Source organism: Vibrio sp. 10N.222.52.C12, from assembly GCF_041474215.1.
Classification (GTDB): Bacteria; Pseudomonadota; Gammaproteobacteria; order Enterobacterales; family Vibrionaceae; genus Vibrio; species Vibrio crassostreae_C.
On the sequence record NZ_JBFRTR010000114.1, the window covers coordinates 1 to 23062 of the forward strand.

Annotated in this window: 23 protein-coding genes; 22 read left to right on the top strand and 1 reads right to left on the bottom strand. The window is 44.6% G+C overall.

Annotated elements, in window-relative coordinates:
* Positions 1-111 precede the first annotated feature (111 nt).
* A complete protein-coding gene (gene suhB / locus AB4623_RS19505; protein WP_017062836.1) occupies positions 112-915 on the bottom strand; it encodes an inositol-1-monophosphatase in 804 nt (267 codons plus the stop codon).
* Positions 916-1096: 181 nt separating this feature from the next.
* Between suhB and trmJ the strand changes: the two genes are divergently transcribed.
* From trmJ to urtA, 22 genes are all read left to right on the top strand, one after another.
* The gene (trmJ, locus tag AB4623_RS19510) at positions 1097-1825 is read left to right on the top strand and encodes a tRNA (cytosine(32)/uridine(32)-2'-O)-methyltransferase TrmJ (RefSeq protein ID WP_017062835.1); all 729 of its coding nucleotides are present in this window, start codon (positions 1097-1099) and stop codon (positions 1823-1825) included.
* Positions 1826-1941: 116 nt separating this feature from the next.
* Positions 1942-2463, top strand: a complete 522-nt coding sequence (iscR, locus tag AB4623_RS19515) for a Fe-S cluster assembly transcriptional regulator IscR (RefSeq protein ID WP_010440512.1) — start codon at positions 1942-1944, stop codon at positions 2461-2463.
* Positions 2464-2490: 27 nt separating this feature from the next.
* A complete protein-coding gene (locus AB4623_RS19520; protein ID WP_372147191.1) occupies positions 2491-3705 on the top strand; it encodes an IscS subfamily cysteine desulfurase in 1215 nt (404 codons plus the stop codon).
* A 33-nt stretch (positions 3706-3738) separates the two neighbouring features.
* The gene (iscU, locus tag AB4623_RS19525) at positions 3739-4116 is read left to right on the top strand and encodes a Fe-S cluster assembly scaffold IscU (RefSeq protein ID WP_004735094.1); all 378 of its coding nucleotides are present in this window, start codon (positions 3739-3741) and stop codon (positions 4114-4116) included.
* 98 nt (positions 4117-4214) lie between these two features.
* Positions 4215-4538, top strand: a complete 324-nt coding sequence (gene iscA / locus AB4623_RS19530; RefSeq protein WP_010440519.1) for an iron-sulfur cluster assembly protein IscA — start codon at positions 4215-4217, stop codon at positions 4536-4538.
* A gap of 84 nt (positions 4539-4622) precedes the next feature.
* Positions 4623-5138, top strand: a complete 516-nt coding sequence (gene hscB / locus AB4623_RS19535; protein ID WP_010440522.1) for a co-chaperone HscB — start codon at positions 4623-4625, stop codon at positions 5136-5138.
* Between the two features lie 22 nt (positions 5139-5160).
* On the top strand, positions 5161-7011 hold the full coding sequence (hscA, locus tag AB4623_RS19540) for a Fe-S protein assembly chaperone HscA (protein WP_017062518.1): 1851 nt from the start codon (positions 5161-5163) through the stop codon (positions 7009-7011).
* Between the two features lie 20 nt (positions 7012-7031).
* Positions 7032-7370, top strand: coding sequence for an ISC system 2Fe-2S type ferredoxin (gene fdx / locus AB4623_RS19545; protein WP_010440525.1), 339 nt, complete (start codon positions 7032-7034; stop codon positions 7368-7370).
* A gap of 134 nt (positions 7371-7504) precedes the next feature.
* A complete protein-coding gene (iscX, locus tag AB4623_RS19550) occupies positions 7505-7705 on the top strand; it encodes a Fe-S cluster assembly protein IscX (RefSeq protein WP_004740335.1) in 201 nt (66 codons plus the stop codon).
* 206 nt (positions 7706-7911) lie between these two features.
* The gene (gene pepB, locus AB4623_RS19555) at positions 7912-9207 is read left to right on the top strand and encodes an aminopeptidase PepB (RefSeq protein ID WP_065584659.1); all 1296 of its coding nucleotides are present in this window, start codon (positions 7912-7914) and stop codon (positions 9205-9207) included.
* A gap of 107 nt (positions 9208-9314) precedes the next feature.
* Positions 9315-9749: a nucleoside-diphosphate kinase gene (gene ndk, locus AB4623_RS19560; protein WP_016797173.1), complete on the top strand. Its 435-nt coding sequence runs from the start codon at positions 9315-9317 to the stop codon at positions 9747-9749.
* 441 nt (positions 9750-10190) lie between these two features.
* Complete coding sequence (locus tag AB4623_RS19565; RefSeq protein ID WP_019822113.1) at positions 10191-11333, top strand: bifunctional tRNA (adenosine(37)-C2)-methyltransferase TrmG/ribosomal RNA large subunit methyltransferase RlmN; 1143 nt, start codon at positions 10191-10193, stop codon at positions 11331-11333.
* 440 nt (positions 11334-11773) lie between these two features.
* Complete coding sequence (gene rodZ, locus AB4623_RS19570; RefSeq protein WP_372147193.1) at positions 11774-12730, top strand: cytoskeleton protein RodZ; 957 nt, start codon at positions 11774-11776, stop codon at positions 12728-12730.
* 7 nt (positions 12731-12737) lie between these two features.
* Positions 12738-13859, top strand: coding sequence for a flavodoxin-dependent (E)-4-hydroxy-3-methylbut-2-enyl-diphosphate synthase (gene ispG, locus AB4623_RS19575; RefSeq protein ID WP_009848294.1), 1122 nt, complete (start codon positions 12738-12740; stop codon positions 13857-13859).
* A 70-nt stretch (positions 13860-13929) separates the two neighbouring features.
* Entirely contained in the window at positions 13930-15198 is a 1269-nt protein-coding gene (hisS, locus tag AB4623_RS19580) for a histidine--tRNA ligase (RefSeq protein ID WP_017062514.1), read from the top strand.
* Between the two features lie 79 nt (positions 15199-15277).
* On the top strand, positions 15278-15892 hold the full coding sequence (locus AB4623_RS19585) for a YfgM family protein (RefSeq protein ID WP_017062513.1): 615 nt from the start codon (positions 15278-15280) through the stop codon (positions 15890-15892).
* A 10-nt stretch (positions 15893-15902) separates the two neighbouring features.
* Positions 15903-17063: an outer membrane protein assembly factor BamB gene (gene bamB, locus AB4623_RS19590; RefSeq protein ID WP_372147194.1), complete on the top strand. Its 1161-nt coding sequence runs from the start codon at positions 15903-15905 to the stop codon at positions 17061-17063.
* A gap of 158 nt (positions 17064-17221) precedes the next feature.
* Positions 17222-18703: a ribosome biogenesis GTPase Der gene (der, locus tag AB4623_RS19595; protein ID WP_372147196.1), complete on the top strand. Its 1482-nt coding sequence runs from the start codon at positions 17222-17224 to the stop codon at positions 18701-18703.
* A gap of 131 nt (positions 18704-18834) precedes the next feature.
* Entirely contained in the window at positions 18835-19737 is a 903-nt protein-coding gene (locus tag AB4623_RS19600; protein WP_372147198.1) for an alanyl-tRNA editing protein, read from the top strand.
* A 289-nt stretch (positions 19738-20026) separates the two neighbouring features.
* Positions 20027-21031 carry a sensor domain-containing diguanylate cyclase gene (locus AB4623_RS19605; protein WP_372147200.1) on the top strand — a complete coding sequence of 335 codons (1005 nt, stop codon included), beginning with the start codon at positions 20027-20029 and terminating at the stop codon, positions 21029-21031.
* Positions 21032-21071: 40 nt separating this feature from the next.
* Positions 21072-21299, top strand: a complete 228-nt coding sequence (locus AB4623_RS19610) for a zinc ribbon domain-containing protein (RefSeq protein WP_372147202.1) — start codon at positions 21072-21074, stop codon at positions 21297-21299.
* A gap of 295 nt (positions 21300-21594) precedes the next feature.
* Positions 21595-22881 (top strand): urea ABC transporter substrate-binding protein, encoded by a 1287-nt coding sequence (urtA, locus tag AB4623_RS19615; protein ID WP_065584655.1) that lies wholly within the window; start codon positions 21595-21597, stop codon positions 22879-22881.
* Positions 22882-23062 lie beyond the last annotated feature (181 nt).

Here is a 23062-nt window from a genome sequence, read left to right on the forward strand (position 1 = left end):
GTATCTCGTATCTCGTATCGCAGATACAAAAAAGCCTCGCTATAGCTATATAGCGAGGCTTTGGAGTTTTTATGCGCCCTTAAAATAGGGAGCGTTAACGTAAGGTCTGAATTACTTCAGCATACCTTCGTTAGCGTTCTCACGAACGTGCTTAAGAATAGACTTAACACCACGTGCGCTTGAAGCAACAACATTACCAGACGTCATGTAATCAGTACCGCCAGCAAAGTCAGTCATGATAGCGCCAGCTTCACGAGCGATTAGATCGCCAGCTGCTAGATCCCATGGCTTAAGGCCTAGTTCTAGGTAACCATCAACACGGCCAGCTGCTAGGTAACATAGGTCAAGAGCAGGAGAACCTGTACGACGGAAATCAGCACAGTCGATGAATAGACCAGAGATGATCTTCATGAAAGATTCAGAGTGTTGTTTTTGCTTGAATGGGAAACCAGTCGCTAGAACAGTACCTTGAAGGTCTTTTAGTTGAGTAACACGCATACGAGCGTTGTTAAGTTGAGCGCCAGCGCCACGTTGAGCTGTGAATAGCTCGTTTAGCATTGGGTCATAAACACAAGCAACTTCTGTACGACCGTTCATGCGAACAGCGATAGATACAGAGAAGTGAGGGAAACCTTTTACAAAGTTGTTGGTGCCATCCAGTGGGTCAACGATCCATTGTACATCAGAGTCTTTACCTTCAGTCAGGCCTTTCTCTTCAGAAATAATGCTGTGCTCTGGGTAAGATGCTTTGATTGTCTCAATGATCATGTACTCAGCTTCTTGAGCAATGTTAGTAACGTAATCGTTGTTACCTTTTAGAGACGATTCGATCTTATCAGTTGTTTCTAGAGATTTAGCAATATGGTTGCCAGCTTTACGCGCAGCGCGTATCGCAATGTTTAGCATTGGATGCATATGGTTTTTCCCACAAGATGTTAAAGAACAATTTAAAGCGGCGGCGAGTATACCAAAGTTTTACCAAAAGGGAAGTGGTTATTTTTTGAACTCTTGGTTTCACATTACGCGAAGGGTCTGACCATTTTACTTTGCTATGTGTTAATATCTCGCGATTATTTTTAAAGTGGTGTCATATAGCATGTTAGACAATGTAAAAGTCGTTCTGGTTGGTACGTCTCATTCGGGAAATATCGGATCAGCAGCTCGCGCAATGAAAGTGATGGGTTTGAGTCAATTAGTTCTTGTAGACCCTCAATGTGAAGTTGACGAGCAGACCTTAGCACTGGCTGCGGGTGCAGGTGACATCGCAGAAAACGCGACTATCGTTTCTACATTAGACGAAGCCGTAAAAGACTGTGGTTTGGTGGTTGGTTCGAGTGCACGTTCACGTACGCTTGAATGGCCAATGCTTGAGCCTCGTGAGTGTGGACAAAAGTTTGCGATTGAAGGTCAAAAGCACCCAGTCGCATTAGTGTTCGGCCGTGAACGTACTGGCTTGACTAACGATGAGCTTCAGAAGTGCCACTTCCATGTATGTATCCCAGCTAACCCTGAATACAGCTCGCTAAACCTAGCAATGGCAGTGCAGACTCTGAGCTACGAAGTGCGTGTAGCTCACCTTGATATGGTCGCTAGCCAATATCAGCCACAGCAACAAGATGAGTACCCTCGTCACGAAGAACTAGAAATGTTCTATGAACACCTTGAAAAAGTGATCATTGATACCCAATTTATCTCTAAGGATAAACCGGGTCAGGTGATGAACAAGCTACGTCGTCTGTTCAGCCGAGCTCGCCCTGAACTGCAAGAGATCAATACTCTACGTGGTATTTTGACTTCAATTGAGAAGAGCAAAAACGACAAATAAAACCCACTCTGCTTGTAGGGATGAATACCTGACTAAAATAGTCAACTAAATACTTGACCAATTTAGTCGGGTATGGGAAAATTCCAACCACATAAACAATGTGGATACGGTGTGATATGAAACTTACATCTAAAGGAAGATATGCGGTAACAGCTATGCTAGATGTAGCACTGCATTCGCAAAAGAGCCCAGTTCCTCTGGCTGACATTTCAGAGCGACAAGGCATCTCGTTATCTTACTTAGAACAACTATTTTCTAAGTTACGTAAAGCTGGCTTAGTTGCTAGTGTTCGTGGTCCTGGCGGTGGTTACCGTTTAGGTGCTGAAGCGAGCGACATCGCTGTCGGAACTGTAATTGCTGCAGTAGACGAATCAGTTGATGCAACTAAGTGTCACGGTCGAGCAGATTGCCAAGGTGGTAGTCGTTGTTTAACTCACACTCTTTGGCGTGATTTAAGCTCCCGAATCAGCAGCTTCTTAAATGACATTACGCTCGGTGAGCTAATGAAAGATAACGAAGTTTTAGAGATTTCTGATCGTCAAGATATCGATCTTGCGGTTAATAATGGTTTTGCACATAAAAATACGAGCACTACAACGATTAGTGCAGCACCTCACGGTGTTAATGCCCGCTCTTAGCGGTCAGTTTTTACATTGGAGTAGAAAATGAAACTGCCTATTTACTTTGACTATTCAGCTACATGCCCAGTCGATCCACGTGTTGCTGAAAAAATGGTTCAGTGCATGACGATGGACGGTAACTTCGGTAACCCTGCATCTCGTTCACACCGTTACGGCTGGCAGGCAGAAGAATCAGTAGATAATGCTCGTGAGCAAATTGCCGATCTACTAAATGCAGACCCACGTGAGATTGTTTTCACGTCAGGTGCTACAGAGTCAGACAACCTTGCTATCAAAGGTGCAGCGCACTTTTACGAGAAGAAAGGTAAGCACGTAATCACGTGTAAAACAGAACATAAAGCGGTTCTTGATCCATGTCGCCAACTAGAGCGTGAAGGTTTTGAGGTGACTTACCTTGAGCCTGAAGCAAACGGCATCATTGATCTAGACAAGTTACAGTCTGCAATGCGTGAAGATACTGTTTTAGTTTCTATCATGCACGTTAACAACGAGATTGGTGTAATCCAAGATATCGGTGCAATCGGCGAGTTATGTCGTTCACGTAAGATCATCTTCCACGTTGATGCGGCTCAGTCTGCGGGTAAAATCCCACTAGATGTAAAAGAGATGAAAGTTGACCTTATCTCTCTTTCTGCACACAAAGCATACGGCCCTAAAGGCATTGGTGCTTTGTACGTTCGTCGTAAGCCACGTATTCGTCTTGAAGCACAGATGCACGGTGGAGGTCACGAACGTGGTTTCCGTTCTGGTACGCTTGCTACTCACCAAATCGTAGGTATGGGTGAAGCTTTTGCTGTCGCTAAACAAGACATGCAGAAAGATTATGACCACGCACTAGCACTTCGCGAGCGTCTATTGAAAGGGGTTCAAGATCTAGAAGCAGTAACGGTAAATGGCGACTTAGATCAACGTGTACCACATAACCTAAACGTGAGCTTTGCTTTCGTTGAAGGTGAATCTCTGCTTATGTCTTTAAAAGACTTAGCGGTATCATCAGGTTCTGCATGTACATCAGCGAGTCTTGAGCCTTCATACGTTTTACGCGCTCTTGGCTTAAACGATGAACTGGCACACAGCTCAGTACGTTTTTCATTCGGCCGTTTCACTACGGAAGAAGAAATCGACTACGCGATTGCACAAATCCGTGTAGCAGTAAATAAATTACGCGACATGTCTCCTCTATGGGATATGTATAAAGAAGGGATTGATTTGAACACTGTTGAGTGGGCTCATCACTAATCTCACGGAAATAGAGGATTCGAGGTAACTATCATGGCATATAGCGAAAAAGTAATTGATCACTACGAAAACCCACGTAACGTAGGTTCGTTTGATAAAGAAGATCCAAGTGTAGGTAGCGGCATGGTTGGCGCACCAGCTTGTGGTGACGTAATGAAACTGCAAATCAAAGTATCTGCAGAAGGTATTATTGAAGACGCAAAATTCAAGACTTACGGTTGCGGTAGCGCAATCGCTTCTAGCTCACTAGTCACTGAGTGGGTTAAAGGTAAAAGTATTGATGAAGCAGCTGCTATTAAAAACTCTGAAATCGCAGAAGAGCTAGAGTTGCCACCAGTGAAAGTTCACTGTTCAATTCTTGCTGAAGATGCAATCAAAGCAGCGGTTGCGGATTACAAAAAGAAGCACTAATCGTTTCTACAACGTAATCACTTCAAAAAAGTAATATTTGGGAGCACCCTTTGTGCTCCCCCTGAGTTCTCAATTTATATAAAACACAAGGTTGTAGTATGGCCATCACCATGACAGATACGGCAGCAAGCCGAGTTCAAGCTTTCCTAGATAACCGAGGTAAAGGTATCGGGTTGCGCTTAGCGGTAAAAACTACTGGCTGTTCGGGTATGGCGTATGTACTGGAATTCGTTGACGAGCTCAACGAAGAAGACGAAGTGTTCGAGCATTCAGGTGTTAAGGTCATCATTGATCCAAAGAGCCTAGTTTACCTAGACGGTACTGAGCTTGATTACGTAAAAGAAGGCCTAAACGAAGGTTTTGAATTCAACAACCCTAACGCGAAAGGCGAATGTGGTTGTGGTGAGAGCTTCAATGTATAAACGCCTCAATCGTTGAGCGTTTATAATGAGCGAAGAATAAAATTAGGCTCTAAGTAAAGAGCCTAAACTTAGGACCACCGTTACATGAATCATTTCGAATTATTTGGGCTACCACTTCAGTTTCAACTGGATGGTAGCCTTCTTTCTTCTCAGTTTAGAGATCTGCAACGCCAATTCCACCCTGATAAATTTGCCACGGCTTCTGAGCGAGATCGCTTGCTGGCTGTGCAAAAAGCTGCGCAAATCAATGATGCGTACCAGGTGTTGAAAAATCCAGTCAGCCGCGCTGAATACCTGTTAGTTCAACATGGTGAGGATATTCGTGGTGAGCAGCAGACTATGCAAGATCCTATGTTCCTGATGGAGCAAATGGAATTGCGTGAAGAGCTGGAAGATATCGCCGACAGTTCTGATCCTGAAGATGCTTTGTTTGCATTTGAAGGAAAGGTTAGCAAAATGTATAAACAACAATTAAGCGCTATCCAACAAGAACTCGACAGCGAAGCTTGGTTAGAAGCTGCAGACCGAGTAAGAAAGCTTAAGTTTATTGCAAAATTAAAGAATGAAATCGAGTTAGTTGAAGATCGTTTGATCGGCTAGTTCGTATAACAAGGACACATCCATGGCACTACTTCAGATTGCAGAACCAGGGCAAAGCGCCGCTCCTCACCAGCACAAGCTTGCAGTGGGTATTGATTTAGGTACAACAAACTCATTGGTTGCGTCAGTGCGCAGTGGTGAGGCAAGCACGCTTGTTGATCAACAAGGTCGCAGTATTCTCCCTTCCGTTGTTCACTATCAGTCAGAGTCGTACACCACTGGTGATGAAGCGCGTGTAAATGCACAAACTGATCCTAAAAATACCATTATCTCAGTTAAGCGATTAATCGGTCGTTCACTGTCAGATATTCAACAGCGATACCCATCTCTGCCATATCAGTTTGAAGAAAGTGATAATGGCCTGCCTGTGATTAACACAGCGCAAGGAAATAAGAACCCAATTCAAGTATCTGCAGATATTCTTCGTGCACTCGGTCAACGTGCTGAGTCGACGTTAGGTGGTGAATTGGCTGGTGCCGTGATTACCGTCCCTGCGTACTTTGATGATGCACAACGTGCAGGTACCAAAGACGCAGCGCAACTTGCTGGTCTTCATGTGTTACGTCTTCTTAATGAACCCACTGCAGCTGCGATTGCTTATGGCTTGGATTCAGGTAAAGAAGGGGTTATCGCTGTTTATGACTTAGGCGGTGGTACGTTTGATATCTCTATCCTACGCCTGTCTAAAGGTGTCTTCGAAGTTTTAGCAACCGGTGGTGACTCTGCATTAGGCGGCGATGACTTTGACCATTTAATTGCGGATCATTTCCAAGAGCAAATGGGCTTGTTAGAGCTGACAGCAGAACAGAACCGTATTCTTCTAGACGCAGCAACAGAAGCGAAGATTGGCTTATCTGAAGCTGAAAGCGTTAATGTTGAAGCACTAGGTTGGTCTGGCTCTTTAACTCGTGAAGAGTTCGAAGAGATCATCAAGCCACTAGTTAAGAAAACGCTGCTTTCGTGCCGCCGAGCACTGAAAGATGCGGAAGTTGACGCGGATGAAGTACTAGAAGTCGTGATGGTAGGTGGTTCAACTCGTACCTTACTTGTTCGTGAAATGGTCGGTGGCTTCTTTGGTCGTACTCCATTAACCAGTATTAACCCTGATGAAGTGGTTGCGATTGGCGCATCGATTCAAGCGGATATCTTAGTTGGCAACAAGCCTGACTCTGAGATGCTGCTATTGGATGTTATCCCTCTGTCACTGGGTATCGAAACCATGGGTGGCTTAGTCGAAAAGATCATCCCTCGTAATACCACGATCCCAGTTGCTCGTGCACAAGAGTTTACCACGTTCAAAGACGGTCAAACTGCAATGACAGTACACACCGTGCAAGGCGAGCGTGAGATGGTTGATGACTGTCGTTCACTGGCTCGATTTGCTCTGAAAGGCATCCCGCCGATGACTGCAGGTGCTGCTCATATTCGTGTTACTTACCAAGTGGATGCTGATGGCCTGCTATCAGTTACCGCAATGGAGAAGAGCACTGGCGTTCAAGCTGAAATCCAAGTTAAGCCTTCTTACGGTCTAAGCGACAACGAAGTGGCTAGCATGCTGAAAGATTCGATGACGTTTGCAAAAGAAGACATGCAAGCACGTGCTCTTGCTGAGCAACGCGTAGAAGCGGATCGCGTTATCGAAGGCCTTATCGCTGCAATGCAAGCCGACGGTGACGAGCTACTTGATGAGCAAGGCAAACAACAACTTGTTCAAGCGATTGAAGCACTGATTGAAGTGCGTAATGGCGACAACGCTGATGCTATTGAACTAGAAATTAAGAATACCGACAAAGCGAGCCAAGACTTTGCTTCTCGTCGTATGGATAAATCAATTCGTGCTGCACTGTCAGGTCAGTCAGTCGATAATATTTAATAGTTAGAGAATAGATAAACATGCCAAAGATTATTGTTTTACCTCACGAAGATCTATGTCCAGAAGGCGCTGTTTTAGAAGCAAAAACTGGTGAGACGGTTCTTGATGTTGCATTGAAGGCCGGTATTGGTATTGAACACGCATGTGAAAAATCGTGTGCATGTACAACATGTCACGTTGTGATTCGTGAAGGTTTTGATTCTTTAGAAGAGAGTGATGATCTAGAAGACGACATGCTAGATAAAGCATGGGGCTTAGAGATGGAATCTCGCTTGGGTTGCCAAGCTAAAGTGGCTGATACGGATCTTGTTGTAGAGATTCCAAAGTACACGTTGAACCTGGCTTCTGAAGACCATTAAGAACCTGTTCTCAGTCATGGCTAATACAGCGATGACTGAGAGAGTTATTGCTTAGACAAACATACTAAGAAAACTGGCCTAGAATATAGATCATAAAGGTGACAGAGCGTCGCTGATAAATATAAGGAAGTGTTATGAGCTTGAAGTGGATTGATTCGCGAGATATCGCAATTGAGCTATGTGATTTGTACCCTGATACTGATCCTAAAACGGTACGTTTTACCGATCTGCATCAATGGGTGCTAGACCTTGAAGAGTTCGACGACGAGCCTAACCACTCGAATGAAAAAATCTTAGAGGCTATTATTTTGTGCTGGATGGATGAGATGGATTAATCCTCTTATCTGATGATTTGGTCGCGGGTTGGCATCAGTCCAATATAAAACGCAGCCAAGTTAACAATTCTTACTAAAAAAAGCGGACCTTATGGTCCGTTTTTTTATCAAAATGACATTTTCCTCCTACATAATGCTAACATCAGTGAGCTAATAAAAAATAATCAGAATCACACTCTCGAAGTGGTTCATGACAAGGAGAAATCATGTCTACACAGATGCCAGTATTTTTAAGTCAAGAAGCTGCCCAGCCTCAGTGGGGAGCAAGAGCTATTTTATCGTTCTCAGAAGCGGGAGCGACAATTCACATTGGTGAAGGCCACGATCTAGGCGCAGTTCAACGTGCGGGTCGTACGCTTGACGGACAAGGTATCGCATTCGTTTCACTTCGTGGTGAAGGTTGGGATCTAGAAAGCGTTTGGGCTTTCTACCAAGGCTACCGTGGACCAAAGAAAAAGAATGCATTGGAATGGGATGCACTTTCAGAAGCCGATCAAACTGAGCTTGAAGCTCGTATTCGCGCAACTGACTGGACGCGTGACATTATCAATAAAACCGCTGAAGAAGTGGCACCTCGTCAACTTGCGACAATGGCTGCAGAATACATCAAGTCAGTGGCACCAGCGGGCACTGTTAAAGCGAAGATTGTTAAAGACAAGGATCTACTAACCGAAGGTTGGGAAGGCATCTACGCGGTCGGCCGTGGCTCTGAGCGTACATCAGCAATGCTGCAACTGGACTTCAACCCAACAGGCGATGAAAACGCACCTGTATTTGCTTGTTTAGTCGGTAAAGGTATTACGTTCGATTCGGGCGGTTACAGTATCAAGCCAGGCCAATTCATGACAGCGATGAAAGCTGACATGGGTGGCGCAGCAACGATTACTGGTGGTTTAGGTCTTGCGATTGAACGCGGTCTTAACAAGCGCATCAAGCTTATTCTATGTTGCGCAGAGAACATGATCTCTGGTCGCGCATTGAAGCTTGGCGATATCATTACCTACAAAAACGGTAAAACAGTTGAGATCATGAACACTGATGCGGAAGGTCGCTTAGTGCTAGCTGATGGCCTGATGTACGCAAGTGCACAAAGCCCTGAGCTGATCATCGACTGTGCAACGCTAACAGGCGCGGCTAAAAACGCATTAGGTAACGACTACCACGCACTATTAAGCTTCGATGATGAGTTGTCTCACCAAGCGCTAACAGCGGCAAACCAAGAGAAAGAAGGCTTATGGCCACTGCCTCTTGCTGATTTCCACCGTGGTATGTTGCCTTCAAACTTTGCTGATCTTTCAAACATCAGCACAGGCGATTACACACCGGGTGCAAGTACAGCAGCGGCATTCCTTTCTTACTTTGTAGATGATTACAAAAAAGGTTGGATTCATATGGATTGCGCGGGTACTTACCGTAAGTCAGCAAGTGACAAGTGGGCGGCAGGCGCAACGGGTATGGGCGTTCGCACACTGGCTCGTCTTCTTATCGACCAAGCAAAATAATAATAAGGGTGAGCGGTATTTTGTGCCGCTCATTCATAAAGCTCAGATCGAAAGATCTCAGTAATTTCAGTATTTAATAACAAAAAAAATGAAGTGAAGGAATCCCTATGGCTCTAGAAAGAACGTTCTCAATTGTTAAGCCGGATGCAGTTAAGCGTAACCTTGTTGGTGAAATCTACCACCGTATCGAAAAAGCAGGCCTAGAAATTATTGCTGCTAAAATGGTTCGTCTTACTGAAGAGCAAGCGAGTGGCTTCTACGCTGAACATGAAGGTAAAGAGTTCTTCCCAGCTCTTAAAGAGTTTATGACTTCTGGTCCTATCATGGTTCAAGTGCTTGAAGGCGAAAACGCTATCGCTCGTTACCGTGAGCTTATGGGTAAAACAAACCCAGAAGAAGCGGCATGCGGTACTATCCGTGCTGACTACGCAATCAGCATGCGTTACAACTCAGTTCACGGCAGCGACAGCCCTGAGTCTGCAGCTCGCGAAATCGAATTCTTCTTCCCAGAATCTGAAATTTGCCCACGCCCAGCTCAATAACCGGCACTGCAAATTATTCTAAAGGCTTCACCTCGGTGAGGCCTTTTTTGTAAGTGGATTTTACGCTCTCGATAATCAATTTAGTCGTCATTCTCGAAAGCGACGAAGGAGCGTAATCGGGAATCTGTTTTTGTTATTGGAGATTCCAGATACTTCGTTCCTCAGTTCTGGAATGACGGGGAACTTTGGAGCAACCACCTCGTGGTAAATATTATCGAGCAATTGGTGATTATTTACGTCATTCCCGAAAGCGACGAAGGAGTGTAATCGGGAATCTTTGTTTAAATTGGGTAATCTCAGGCCGATAAATACAATCGTTCAAATTTTAATCGCTTAAGTTTGAATGTCTTAATAAACACAGGGTTTTACAATGCTTGTTGAAGTTGCGTAAAGCCTGTACAATTCGCGCCCTTAATTATTGTTCCGTCATTGAGAGGCATCATGACCACAGCTAAAGTCAATCTACTCGATTTTGATCGTAAAGGTCTTCGTAAATTTTTCACAGAAGAACTGAATGAGAAAGCGTTTCGAGCAGAGCAAGTGATGAAGTGGATTTATCACTTCGGTGTCGATGACTTCGAACAAATGAATAACATCAACAAAAAGTTACGTGAGAAACTTCAACGTCGCTGTGAGATTGTTGCACCTGTTGTTTCTGAAGCTCAACACTCTTCAGATGGCACAATTAAATGGGCGATGAGCGTTGGCGACCAAGACGTTGAAACGGTATACATCCCAGATGGTGACCGTGCGACGCTATGTGTATCTTCACAGGTTGGTTGTGCACTTGAATGTAAGTTCTGTTCTACAGCTCAACAAGGCTTCAACCGTAACCTAAAAGTTTCAGAGATTGTTGGCCAAATCTGGCGCGCATCTCGCGAAATCGGCCTAGAAAAAGAAACCGGTCGTCGTCCAATTACTAACGTTGTAATGATGGGTATGGGTGAGCCTCTATTGAACATGAAGAACCTAATGCCATCATTAGAAATCATGCTTGATGATCTAGGTTTCGCACTGTCTAAGCGTCGTGTAACCGTATCAACTTCTGGTGTTGTTTCTGGCCTTGACCAAATGACAGACAACATCGATGTCGCATTGGCTATTTCTCTACATGCGCCAAACGATGCACTACGTAGCCAAATCATGCCGATCAACGACCGTTGGGATATCCAAGACTTCCTAGCATCTGTTCGTCGTTACATTGCATCTTCAAACGCTAACCGCGGTAAAGTAACGGTTGAGTACGTGCTATTGGATCATGTGAATGATGATATGGACCACGCACGTGAACTTGCAGAGCTAATGAAAGAGACGCCTTGTAAGATCAACTTGATTCCATTCAACCCTTACCCGGGTTCGCCTTATAAGAAGCCAAGCAACTCTCGTATTGATCGCTTCCAAAAAACGCTGATGGAATACAACTACACAGTAACCGTTCGTAAGACTCGTGGTGATGATATTGATGCCGCGTGTGGTCAGTTAGTCGGTGATGTGATTGATAGAACCAAACGTACCAAAATGATCAAAGCAGCCTCTGAAGCGAACTTGATTGCCGGTGGTGTGATTGAAGTAAAAGCGGTATAAAACGCGATTAGAACCTAAACAAGCCAGAAGTCCTACTTCTGGCTTGTTGCTTTTCTGGGGTACAGTTTTTGATTTTTTGGACTTCTTGCCCACGCTTTCTTACATTTTTCGTCAAATTTTGGACAAAACCATGAGCTGACGGTAAATTTTGTTTAAAGTGTTTTTGCCTTGTAATGGCATTAGCTTATGATTAACTAATCTTAAATTAATTTAAGTGCTCGCTTGCTACTGATCATCAATATGTCTATTTAGGTTGGCTACTTGATAAACTAGCTTCCTGAGAAGGTCATCCATAACAAATGAATGATGTTCGCCTTTAAGGGTTGATGATTTAGATAGCAGGAAAAATTCCACATAACGTGGGTTGTTAGATTGAGCTTAAACGACAATAAGAAAACGCTCTCCTCAACCTGCGATAATACTTTAGAAGTTCACTCTCTATGAACACAGAACAAGATACACAAACGCAAGAAACCGTAGCTCCAGCTTTGGAAGCGGGAACGCTGCTTAAGAACAAACGAGAATCTCTTGGTTTAACGCAAAAGCAGATTTCTGATCGCTTGAAACTTCGCGTTACTCTGATCCAACAAATTGAAGAAAACCAATTCGAGTCAGATCAAGTGGCGACGTTTATGCGTGGCTATATTCGTTCATACGCGAAATACGTCAATCTTGACGAAAAAGTCGTATTGAGTGCGCTGCATCATGCCGGTGATGCTCAGCATCAAGAGCAAGAAATGCTGAGTTTTTCTCGTAAGACCAAAACCGAGAAGCACAACAGCCGTATTATGATCCTGACTTGGAGCATTTTTGCGGTCATTGCGGGTATCTCCTCACTTTGGTGGTGGCAGAACCAACAGCAAGACACCCTATCTCAATCTTTAGCGAATACTGAAAGCTCAGAAGAGCTAGCGGTAGAAGAATCACTTGCCCCTGAATTCACCTCTTTGGAAGTGATTGAAGCTGAACAAAACGAAGCGGGTGCTTCTGTTGTTGAAGATACTGAAGGCCTTGCTGCGATAAGCGATGCGGAAGATACTTCAGATGCTGTTACTCCAGCTGACGAAACTCCTGCACAACAAGCAACAGAGACAGAGCCAACTGCTGAAGTTGCTGCGAATGCAGAAGCGGTTGAAGCAAGCACTGCTCCTGAAGCTGTGGCTAACGAGCTAGTCATGCAGTTCTCTGCTGATTGCTGGATCCAAGTAAAAGATGCAACGGGTAAAACCTTGTCGACTGGCATCAAAAAAGCAGGTCAGTCGTTAAATCTTTCAGGAACTGCGCCATATAAAGTGATTCTAGGTGCGCCAGAAGGCGTATCAATGACATTTGCAAGTGAACCTGTCGACCTTTCTGGGTATACTTCAGGCAAAGTAGCTAGAATAACCTTACCTTAGAGTTAATATGCAACACGAATCTCCTATTATTCGTCGCAAATCAACCCGTATTTATGTGGGTGATGTGCCGATCGGTGATGGCGCACCAATTGCTGTGCAATCCATGACCAACACAAGAACAACAGATGTAGCCGCGACCGTTGCTCAAATTAGAGCTCTGGAAAAAGTTGGCGCTGATATCGTTCGCGTATCTGTACCGACTATGGATGCCGCTGAAGCCTTTAAGCTAATCAAGCAGCAGGTCTCTGTTCCTTTGGTTGCTGATATTCACTTCGACTACCGTATCGCCCTAAAAGTGGCCGAATACGGCGTTGACTGTCTGCGTATTAACCCAGGCAACATCGGTAACGAAAGCCGTATCCGCTCAGTTGTTGATTGTGCACGTGATATGAATATTCCGATTCGTATTGGTGTTAACGGCGGTTCTCTTGAGAAAGAGATCCAAGAGAAATACACAGAACCTACAGCAGAAGCGCTTGTTGAATCAGCAATGCGTCATGTAGATATCCTAGACCGCCTGAACTTTGATCAATTCAAAGTCAGCGTGAAGGCTTCTGATGTATTCCTTGCTGTCGGTTCTTACCGTTTGCTGGCTAAGCAGATTGATCAACCTCTCCACCTTGGTATTACCGAAGCGGGTGGTGCGCGTGCAGGCTCTGTGAAGTCAGCGGTAGGTTTAGGTATGCTTCTTTCTGAAGGTATCGGCGATACGCTGCGTATATCGCTAGCGGCTGATCCGGTTGAAGAGATCAAAGTTGGCTTTGATATTCTTAAATCTTTGCGCATTCGTTCGCGTGGCATCAACTTCATTGCGTGTCCGAGCTGTTCTCGTCAAGAGTTCGATGTTATTAACACCGTTAATGCCCTTGAAGAGCGCCTAGAAGACGTGATCACTCCAATGGACGTATCTATCATCGGTTGTGTGGTTAACGGCCCTGGTGAAGCTGAAGTGTCTCACTTAGGTTTAGCTGGTAGTGCACGTAAGAGTGCCTTCTACGAAGATGGTAAGCGTCAGAAAGAGCGCTTCGACAACGATGACCTTGTCGACAAACTTGAAGCTAAGATTCGTGCAAAAGCGTCAGTGCTTGATAAAGCAAATCGCATTGATGTAGAAAACTTAGAAGATTAATACAACGCGATGGGGTGTGATTGTCTATTCGCACTAACACCTGGTCGTGAGAAATTACGGAATAAATACTGTGGCTAAAAATATTCAAGCAATTCGAGGCATGAACGACTGCCTTCCAACTCAATCACCACTGTGGCAGAAAGTAGAAAGCGCAGTTAAAAACGTGGTGAGTGCATACGGTTACAACGAAGTACGTATGCCTATCGTTGAAGAAACAAACCTATTTAGCCGTGCAGTTGGTGAAGAGACAGACGTTGTTTCTAAAGAGATGTACACCTTTGACGACCGCAATGGCGATAGCCTAACGCTGCGTCCAGAAGGCACAGCAGGTTGTGTTCGTTCATGTATTCAAAATAGCCTTATCAACCGTGATGAACAGCGCCTATGGTACATGGGCCCTATGTTCCGTCACGAGCGTCCTCAAAAAGGTCGTTACCGTCAATTCCACCAATGTGGTGTTGAAGTGTTTGGTCTAGACGGTCCAGACGTTGACGCAGAACTTATCATGATGACAGCACGTCTATGGCGTGAGCTAGGTATCGATAAGCACGTTCGCCTAGAGCTGAACTCAATCGGTTCTCAAGAAGATCGCGTAAGCTACCGCACTGCGTTAGTGGCTTTCCTTGAGCAACATATTGATGTGCTTGACGAAGACTGCAAACGTCGCATGCACACTAACCCTCTACGTGTACTTGATACTAAGAACCCTGATGTTCAAGCTATCTTAGGTGACGCACCTCGACTATCTGAATATCTAGGTGAAGAATCGAAGCAACATTTTGCTGGTTTGTGTGAACTTCTTGACGCTGTTGGTATCGAATACCAAGTTAATGAGCGTCTAGTACGTGGCCTAGATTACTACAACCGCACCGTATTTGAGTGGATCACAGATAGCCTTGGTGCTCAAGGTACAGTATGTGGCGGCGGTCGTTACGATGGTCTTGTTGAGCAACTAGGCGGCAAAGCAACCAATGCAGTTGGCTTCGCAATGGGTCTAGAGCGTCTGGTTCTGATGATGGAAACGCTAGAGCTAACAGAAGTTCGTCGTAGCGTTGATGTATACGTAGTTGCTGCTGGCGAAGGTACTATGATCGCGGGCATGCAGTTAGCGAATCAATTACGCGACACCGTTGAAGGCGTGCGTGTAATGAACCACTTCGGTGGTGGTAACTTCAAGAAGCAATTCAAACGTGCTGACAAAGTAGGTGCTGTTGTGGCGCTGGTACTTGGTGAGAACGAAGTTGCTGACAATACAGTTGTGCTAAAAGATCTGGTTGGCGGCGAGCAAGAAACCGTGTCTCAAACGGAAGTTGCAGAGAAAGTTGCTGCGCTAATCTAATTAGCCATTGAGCAAACGCTCATAATGAATACTAACGTCAGCACTATGCTGGCGTTTAAAGAATTAAAGAGGACAGGAAGTGGAACTTTACGATAGCGAAGAGCAACAAGTTGAAGCCATTAAAGATTGGTGGAAAGAGAACGGTAAAGCCGTAATCTTTGGTGCGGTTATTGGTTTAGGTGGTCTATTTGGCTGGCGCTATTACCAAGATTCAGTAGTTGAAGCGCGTGAAGCAGCTTCAGAAAGCTACACCTCTGTAATTTCAGCTCTTGATGTTAAGGGTGTTGATGCTCAATCTGATATTCAAGCTTTCATCGACGCAAACAAAGATGCTGAGTACTCAGTACTTGCTGCTATGCAACTAGCAAAAGTACAAGTACAAGCAGGCGATCTAGCGGCGGCACTTGAACAGCTCGAGTGGGCAAAATCGGCAACTAAGGACGCGGCACTTGCGCCACTACTTACTTACCGTGTTGCACGTATTAAAGCTGAGCAAGGTGAATTTGACGCAGCACTGACTGATCTTGCTGCTATGACAGACGAATCTTGGAAAGGCCGTGTTGCTGAACTGCGTGGTGATATCTCACTTCGTAAAGGCGACACAGACGCAGCATACAGTGCTTACACAGAAGCACAGCAAGCTGTTGACGCTAGCCAAACGCTTCAAATCAAACTTGACGACCTAGCTAAATAAGGCGCTTTGAATGAAGAAGATGTTTCCAAAAGCGGCGTTGTGTGCGATTGCTCTTGGCCTACTAGCTGGCTGTGCGGGTGAAGAAGACACCGTAATCATGGCTCCAGTCCCAACGGTAAACAGCGAGTTCACTCCTAGTCAGGAATGGTCTACGTCGGTTGGTGATGGTGTTGGTCACTACTTTTCAAAACTAACGCCAGAATTGGCTTACGACAAAGTGTTTGTTGCAAGCCGTGAAGGTATGGTTAAAGCGCTTGATCCTGATACAGGTAAAGCGCTGTGGAAAGTCGATCTTGAGAAAGACGTATTGGCTCGTTTATCGGGTGGCTTAACGGCGGCTTACGGTAAAGTTTTTGTTGGTTCTGAAAATGGCGAAGTGATCGCACTGGAAGAATCGACCGGTGAAGAGCTGTGGCGTGTATCAGTCAATGGCGAGGTGCTTGCATCCCCAGCAACTGATAGCAACATGGTCATTGTTCATACCAGTCGCGGTATGTTGATCGCGTTAGATCAAGTAAGCGGTGAACAAAAATGGACCATCAGTACGGAAGTACCAAGCCTAACACTGCGTGGCGATAGCTCGCCTGTTGCAGTTTCTGGTGGTGTATTCTGGGGTACAGCAAATGGTCGTCTAGCTGCGGCTATCGTTGATCGTGGTCAGCTTATTTGGCAACAGCCAGTAGGCACACCAAAAGGTGCAACGGAAATTGATCGTTTGGTTGATGTTGATGCATCTCCAATTGTTCTTGGTGGCACCCTGTATACCGTAGGTATCAATGGTCAGCTGATTGCTATCGACCTTCGTTCTGGTAAGCCAATTTGGAAACGTAACTACTCATCAGCGATTGATTTAGCAAGTGATGGTAGCCGTTTGTTCGTTGTTACCGACAAAGACCATGTGGTTGCGGTTGATGCGCGTAGTGGTACTGAACTGTGGAGCACTCCATTGTTAGAAAACCGCTTACTGACAGCACCTGCTATTATTAATGGTTATGTAGTCGTGGGTGATACTGAAGGTTATCTGCACTGGTTGGATCGTTCATCGGGTGAGTTTGTTGCTCAACAGCTTGTCGATGATAGCGGCTTTGCGGTTGCACCAATTGAACTGCCTGAAGGCTACTTAGTGACGACTCGCAATGGCGATGTAAAGAAACTAACGATTAGCCAATAAAAGCGTGATATAATTCACAGTCGGCTCCTGGTTGGTAACAGCCAGGAGCCGTTTTGTTGTTAAAAATTAATAAACCGTGTGGTTATAGGTAAGAGTTTAAACTTGCGAACAAGTGCTTACCTATAACTACATTTAGAGAAGAAATTGTAGAGGTTGTTATGGTACCTGTTGTTGCTCTAGTAGGGCGTCCGAACGTAGGTAAATCTACGTTATTTAACCGATTGACTCGAACTCGTGATGCATTGGTTGCGGATTTCCCTGGCTTAACGCGTGACCGTAAATACGGTCATGCTCATTTTAGCGAGCATGACTTTATTGTTATTGACACTGGCGGTATCGACGGTACTGAAGAAGGTGTTGAAACTAAAATGGCTGAACAGTCGCTAGCGGCGATTGATGAAGCTGATGTCGTTCTATTTATGGTAGATGGCCGTGCGGGTCTAACATCTTCAGACGTGGCGATTGCTAAGCACCTACGTCAACTAGAAAAGCCTTCAATGCTAGTAGTAAACAAGGTTGATGGTATCGACCCTGATGCTGCAAGTGCTGACTTCTGGCAACTAGGTGTAGAAGACATGTACCAAATCGCTGCGGCGCATGGTCGTGGTGTTACTGCACTTATTGACCTTGCTCTTAACCCATTCGCAGAAGCGCTAAAAGCTGAGAATGGCGAAGTAAGCGACTTAACTGAGTTTGAAGACGAAGAAGAAGAGCAGGTTGAATTTACAGAAGAAGAAGCTGAAGCAGAATTCAAGCGTCTTCAAGATCAACCGATCAAACTAGCGATCATTGGCCGTCCTAACGTAGGTAAATCAACGCTAACGAACCGTATTCTTGGTGAAGAGCGTGTGGTTGTTTACGATATGCCAGGTACGACTCGTGACTCTATCTACATCCCAATGCAGCGTGACGAGCGTGAATACGTTCTAATCGATACTGCGGGTGTTCGTCGTCGTAAAAACATCAACGAAACGGTAGAGAAGTTCTCAGTGGTTAAAACACTGAAAGCGATTGAAGATGCTAACGTTGTATTGCTGCTTATCGATGCTCGCGAAAACATCTCTGATCAAGATCTAAGCTTGCTAGGCTTTGCGTTGAACGCTGGTCGTTCAATTGTTATTGCCGTAAACAAGTGGGATGGCCTAGATAACGACGTTAAAGAACGCGTTAAGAAAGAGCTAGACCGTCGCTTAGGCTTCGTTGATTTCGCACGTATTCACTTTATCTCTGCACTTCACGGTACAGGTGTTGGTCACTTGTTTGAGTCTGTACAAGAAGCTTACAAGTCAGCGACTACTCGTGTTGGTACTTCTGTGCTAACTCGTATCATGAAGATGGCGACTGATGATCACCAACCGCCTATGGTTCGTGGCCGTCGTGTGAAACTGAAATACGCGCACGCTGGTGGCTACAACCCACCGATTATCGTTATCCACGGCAACCAAGTTCGTAACTTGCCAGATTCATACAAACGATTCTTGATGAACTACTACCGTCGTTCACTAGAAATCATGGGTACACCTATTCGCATTCAATTCCAGAACAGCGAGAACCCATTTGAAGCTAAGACTAACAAGCTGACAATTTCTCAAGAACGTAAACGTAAACGTATGATGAGCATGGTTAAAGGTCGTAAGTAAACCTTTCCAATAGATTTGATACCCGAGCCTGTCTCGGGTATTTTTTTAAGCAAAATTCACGTTAAGCCATAACAATACGTTTTTATCATCATGGCTCAACGAATCAGACTAGATTCCAGAAGAAGAACGATATGACTACTAGCGATTTGATTACACCTGTGTCAGCAATCACACCAACCATCACTCAATTTTGTCATCAGGCTTGGCAGCTCAATGCTAAAGCGCAGTACGTTGCAAGCGATGACAGCAAAACTTACCTGATCACCGACGTGACACCCTTCCACCCAGTGAGTCACATTTGGCCAGATCACCCTGCAGACCAAGGCTTTGTGAGTGTTGGTGACGTGCTATATCCAGTTGAAGACTGCCTTGTTGGTGCTATAGAACAATCTACTGGCAAGCTTCATATCGCAGCAGATATCCCTGTTAAGCGTGATACGGAAGGGTGGGCGTTTGTTGTTGTCCACCAGCTACCTACATCTGCTTCTATGATTAAGGTTAACGACGAAGTCGTGTTGTCGGTTGATAAAGAGTACCAAGCCAGTTTGAGCCGTGGTCACAGTGCTGGCCACATCGCTTTCCTAGCTTTGAATAAAGTATTGGCTGAGCGCTACTGGCGTAAAGATGCGGATAGAAAAGATCCGCTTGGCAGTTACGACTTCAATAGCTACGCACAAGTGACGAGCTTTGTGACTCCAGAGCTGTGTTCCGATAAGTATCGTTTAGGCAAAACCCTCAAGAAGCGCGGTTTGAACGTTGCAGACATGCTAGCAAATCTTGATGACATCGAAGCTGATATCAACCAGATGATTGCGGGCTGGCTTGCAGAGCCGACGCCAGTTGCAATGCGACTGGAAGGCGAAGCATTAACAGACTCTCGTTATTGGGAATGGCAGTTGGATGCCGACACTTTAGTGTCTATTCCGTGTGGTGGTACTCACATTGAGAACACCTCAGAGCTTAAGGCATTGTCCGTTAAGTTAACCCAGTTAGATGACCAGCATATTGAAATGCTGACGCATGTAATTCGATGATTTAGACTACAGATCGAAATAGCCTGTGCTGTTTATTTTGTTTTTTCATGTAACTTTTAATATAAATGACTATTTAAAATTGAAATGCAGCACATGTAACTTATGCTTTCGGTGTGTGGTGATATAAATATTCTTTTTGGGGTAGATCGCTGATCAAAATAGATAAAGCGAAAGATCAACCTATGATCTTCGATTGTGTGTCGTACTAATTTAGTGTGTTATTATTAACCAATAACAAGCTTGCATAAGAACAGGCTGTACCCGATTACACAATTGAAAGCCTTAGTGAATGGAACAACAATTTTTATTAGAAGGCCATCGAGCCGTCAATAGCTTGCTACGGAAGCTTGCGCTTGGGATGGATCGCAAAGATTTAAATCACAAGATTATTCAGCTTACCGAGCAGCTTTTTGGGCAGCGCATGGCTTCAATTCTACTGCTCAACTCAGAGTCTAAAACTTTACACCTTGAATATGCTCCAAACCTGCCTGATTTTTACAATCAACAGATTGAAGGGGTAGAAATTGGTGCGGGGATAGGTTCTTGTGGCGAGGCAGCTGCGCTTAAGAAAGCAGTGATGGTCTCCAACATAAATGCACACCCAAACTGGGCACCTTTTTTAGCCCTCACTAATCAAGCGAATCTGCATGCCTGTTGGTCGGTACCCATTATCTCGTCGCGCGGTAATGTGTTGGGTACCTTCGCTATTTATAGTCAGTACATCTCTGAACCGCATGAATTTGAGCTCGAGATCTTAGAACTACTGGCTTCCCTGTATTCGGTAGCACTAGAGAAGTTCGAGTTGGAGAATCAGCTTAACTTTTTCGCCAATCGAGATTCTTTAACCCATTGCTTGAACCGCCGAGCATTGTTAAGTGAAGCTAAGAAGGTTTTAGTTAAACGATGTTTTGCGGACAAAGTGATGGCCTGCCTGTTTGTTGATGTTGATAAATTCAAGTCAATCAACGATACGTATGGCCATAGCTTTGGCGATGATGTTCTGTTAGCCGTTGCAAAAGTTCTCGATGAAGCGACTACGGCATGTGCCAAGGTAGGTCGTTACGGCGGTGACGAGTTTGTAGTGTTTTCTTGCTTTGATACCGAACAAAAAGTGTCAGACTTTTATCACAGCTTAGAAAAAGCGTTGGATAAAGCTCTCTATATTAATGGCGTTCAGTTTTCAGTCAGTGTTGGGATTGCTTGTGAAAAGTCGCCTAAAGGGCTCGATCAGTTGATTGCGTCAGCTGACAAAAGCATGTATCAAATCAAGCAAGCCAAGGCGAAGAAAGAGTAGATTGCTTATTAGTACTGAAAGTAAAAAGTTAGGATTTCCTATGAGTGAAAATATCTGCCCTAAATGCCAGTCAGAACTTAGCTGGGATGGTAAATACCACTGTGAAAGCTGCCAAGATCACTTTACAAAAGTGGGCTTTTGTCCTGAGTGCAGCTGCCAATTAGAGAAGCTTCAAGCTTGTGGGGCTGCGAGCTATTTCTGCAATGGTGATTGTAACGAGCTTAAATCTAAGTCGAGAGTGAAATTCGAGTTTCAACAAGCCGAATAGTCTTACCTCTCAATGGCAAGACGATAATCTGAGGTGTTTTTTGTAGGTCTAGTATGAAAATATTGGGCCTTTTTTGTATTTAGCGAATATGCGTGTGTCATCTTGGTTCAATCTTATCGTCACTGCACCAGCATGAAACATAGTAACCTTGTCGCTATGCACTGCATTGGTGTTAACTTAGTTAAAGTACTATTAAATACAAAGGCTTAAAACTTTGTTGGTTATGTTTTAAGTTTGGCACTCTTCTTGTAACTCTGTAATTGAATAACAAAAATACAATTATGGAGTAACAATCATGAACAAGGTGTTCAATTTATCGCTAGCTGCACTGTGTACAACACTTTCATTTTCTTCTGCAACAGTGCTTGCGGCTGACGATACCATTAAAGTCGGCGTTCTACATTCATTGTCAGGCACTATGGCGATCAGTGAAACAACGCTAAAAGATACCGTTCTTATGCTCATCGACGAGCAAAACAAAAAAGGTGGCTTACTTGGTAAGAAGCTTGAGCCTGTAGTTGTTGACCCTGCGTCAAACTGGCCGTTGTTTGCTGAGAAAGCACGTGAGCTTATCGAGAAAGAAAAAGTGGATGTGGTATTTGGTGGTTGGACATCGGTATCACGTAAATCCATGCTGCCAGTTTTTGAAGAGCTAAACAGCATCCTTTTCTACCCAGTACAGTATGAAGGCGAAGAGTCCTCTAAAAACGTTTTCTACACCGGTGCTGCGCCAAACCAACAAGCGATTCCTGCCGTTGATTACTTAATGGATGAACTTGAAGTGGAACGTTGGGTGCTTGCAGGTACCGATTACGTTTATCCACGTACCACCAATAAGATCTTAGAGGCCTACCTAAAAAGTAAAGGTGTCGCAGAAGAAGACATCATGATCAACTACACACCGTTTGGTCATTCTGATTGGCAATCTATTGTTTCAGATATCAAGAAGTTTGGTGAAGCTGGTAAGAAAACCGCCGTTGTATCTACTGTGAATGGCGATGCAAACGTACCTTTCTATAAAGAGCTTGGTGCTCAAGGTGTTTCATCTGAAGACATTCCAGTGATTGCATTCTCGGTTGGCGAAGAAGAGCTATCGGGCATGGATACTGAACCTCTAGTGGGTCACTTAGCGGCATGGAACTATTTCATGAGCGTCGATACCGAAGTCAATGAAGAGTTCGTTGAAACATGGCAGTCATTCATTAAGAGTGACAAACGTGTAACGAATGACCCGATGGAAGCACACTATATTGGTTTCAATATGTGGGCTCAAGCTGTGACTAATGCGGGCACAACCGATCCTGAATCTGTGCAAGATGCCTTGATTGGCGTGTCTGTACCTAACCTTTCTGGCGGCTACTCTACCATGCTGCCAAACCACCACATTACTAAACCAGTCCTGATCGGTGAAATTCAAGATGATGGCCAGTTTGACATCGTTTGGGAAACCACAGGCCTTGTTGCAGGTGATGCTTGGTCTAACTACTTACCTGAATCAGCAAAACTATTCTCTAGTTGGTCTAAGCCATTCTCATGTGGTGCGTTCAACGTTGAAACTAAAAAGTGTTCTGGTGGTAACTAGAGTTATTCGCTCTTAGCTGATAACTAGTTACTGGTTATCAGCTTTCGTTACTGGGTGTTAGCTATTACCGGTAACTACTAGCTATGAATATTGAGCCTTCTCTTTAGGGAAGAGTGCTTCTGCATGGAGGCGCAACGAAAGAGAAGGCTCAAATTAGTTTCAAGTCACAACAACTATCCAA

Bases quoted from the DNA above. Each gene is read 5' to 3' on its own strand.
- suhB (WP_017062836.1), bottom strand. From the start codon at position 915: ATGCATCCAATGCTAAACATTGCGATACGCGCTGCGCGTAAAGCTGGC.
- trmJ (WP_017062835.1), top strand. From the start codon at position 1,097: ATGTTAGACAATGTAAAAGTCGTTCTGGTTGGTACGTCTCATTCGGGA.
- iscR (WP_010440512.1), top strand. From the start codon at position 1,942: ATGAAACTTACATCTAAAGGAAGATATGCGGTAACAGCTATGCTAGAT.
- AB4623_RS19520 (WP_372147191.1), top strand. From the start codon at position 2,491: ATGAAACTGCCTATTTACTTTGACTATTCAGCTACATGCCCAGTCGAT.
- iscU (WP_004735094.1), top strand. From the start codon at position 3,739: ATGGCATATAGCGAAAAAGTAATTGATCACTACGAAAACCCACGTAAC.
- iscA (WP_010440519.1), top strand. From the start codon at position 4,215: ATGGCCATCACCATGACAGATACGGCAGCAAGCCGAGTTCAAGCTTTC.
- hscB (WP_010440522.1), top strand. From the start codon at position 4,623: ATGAATCATTTCGAATTATTTGGGCTACCACTTCAGTTTCAACTGGAT.
- hscA (WP_017062518.1), top strand. From the start codon at position 5,161: ATGGCACTACTTCAGATTGCAGAACCAGGGCAAAGCGCCGCTCCTCAC.
- fdx (WP_010440525.1), top strand. From the start codon at position 7,032: ATGCCAAAGATTATTGTTTTACCTCACGAAGATCTATGTCCAGAAGGC.
- iscX (WP_004740335.1), top strand. From the start codon at position 7,505: ATGAGCTTGAAGTGGATTGATTCGCGAGATATCGCAATTGAGCTATGT.
- pepB (WP_065584659.1), top strand. From the start codon at position 7,912: ATGTCTACACAGATGCCAGTATTTTTAAGTCAAGAAGCTGCCCAGCCT.
- ndk (WP_016797173.1), top strand. From the start codon at position 9,315: ATGGCTCTAGAAAGAACGTTCTCAATTGTTAAGCCGGATGCAGTTAAG.
- AB4623_RS19565 (WP_019822113.1), top strand. From the start codon at position 10,191: ATGACCACAGCTAAAGTCAATCTACTCGATTTTGATCGTAAAGGTCTT.
- rodZ (WP_372147193.1), top strand. From the start codon at position 11,774: ATGAACACAGAACAAGATACACAAACGCAAGAAACCGTAGCTCCAGCT.
- ispG (WP_009848294.1), top strand. From the start codon at position 12,738: ATGCAACACGAATCTCCTATTATTCGTCGCAAATCAACCCGTATTTAT.
- bamB (WP_372147194.1), top strand. From the start codon at position 15,903: ATGAAGAAGATGTTTCCAAAAGCGGCGTTGTGTGCGATTGCTCTTGGC.
- der (WP_372147196.1), top strand. From the start codon at position 17,222: ATGGTACCTGTTGTTGCTCTAGTAGGGCGTCCGAACGTAGGTAAATCT.
- AB4623_RS19600 (WP_372147198.1), top strand. From the start codon at position 18,835: ATGACTACTAGCGATTTGATTACACCTGTGTCAGCAATCACACCAACC.
- AB4623_RS19605 (WP_372147200.1), top strand. From the start codon at position 20,027: ATGGAACAACAATTTTTATTAGAAGGCCATCGAGCCGTCAATAGCTTG.
- AB4623_RS19610 (WP_372147202.1), top strand. From the start codon at position 21,072: ATGAGTGAAAATATCTGCCCTAAATGCCAGTCAGAACTTAGCTGGGAT.
- urtA (WP_065584655.1), top strand. From the start codon at position 21,595: ATGAACAAGGTGTTCAATTTATCGCTAGCTGCACTGTGTACAACACTT.